The sequence below is a fragment of the Mucilaginibacter sp. P4_G9 genome (assembly GCF_056400985.1).
Genome location: NZ_JBFUKF010000890.1, coordinates 1 through 777 on the forward strand (window position 1 = coordinate 1; position 777 = coordinate 777).

A 777-nucleotide genomic window follows, 5' to 3' on the forward strand; every position below is an offset into this window, starting at 1 on the left:
CAAAAAAGGGCGATTTAGTATATCATATGGCTTTTGGGTACGAAAAGGAAATGCCTGCCGATATCAGAACTATTGTAAAAAGTAAATATTTCGATTTTATAATTAACTCCACTGTTAAAGTAGAATACCAGGGAAATAGTGCATGGATTGTTAATATTGAAGACGGTAAACAATTTTATGTGCTAAGAGTAATTGACGGCGTTATGGATGTCTTAGATAAAATTAACAAGGTATGAGGCCTTGTGAGTATAAAACAGGAGGTTAAAAAGGAGACACAGCTACGCTCGTCATTGCACGAAGCAATCCCAGGCTATGCAGAACGGATTTGCAAAGCTACGCTGTAGGTAGGGGATTGCTTCGTACCTCCAATGATCTGTTTATCTATTTTTAATCAACCTCTCAGAAATAAAAAAGCATATCCAATCGGTCCTAAAACCTTCAAATACGCTCTTTTTTGCTTTTTTTTCAAGTCGGCATGAGAAGATTCGAACTTCYGACCTCCAGCACCCCATGCTGGCACCATGCGGCTACGCACCATCCCCAATATTTAATTAGTTTATCCGAATTTAATACTTAAATATAACATTATTGCTTGTTCCGTTTGTTAATTTGGTTAGTAAAATCAGGCCATGTAAAATTTTTATTAAAAAAACCATGCTGTTGCTGGAATTGCTTTGAATTTGGGTAAATAAATAGTAAGCCATTTAAAAGGCACCTGGATTTTAAAAAAATATATAATTGTTATGTTGATTTTTTGCTATTTTTATACCAAATACG

General features: G+C 34.9%; 1 protein-coding gene and 1 tRNA gene. One reads left to right on the forward strand and one right to left on the reverse strand.

Annotated features, from left to right (window positions below):
• Nucleotides 1-236: hypothetical protein (locus AC1DPZ_RS28380; RefSeq protein ID WP_477409838.1), on the forward strand; the 236-nt coding region annotated here is incomplete at its 5' end.
• 234 nt (nucleotides 237-470) lie between these two features.
• On the opposite strand, the gene AC1DPZ_RS28385 is transcribed toward AC1DPZ_RS28380, so the two are convergent.
• Nucleotides 471-537 (reverse strand) — tRNA-Pro (locus AC1DPZ_RS28385).
• Between the last annotated feature and the right edge of the window lie 240 nt (nucleotides 538-777).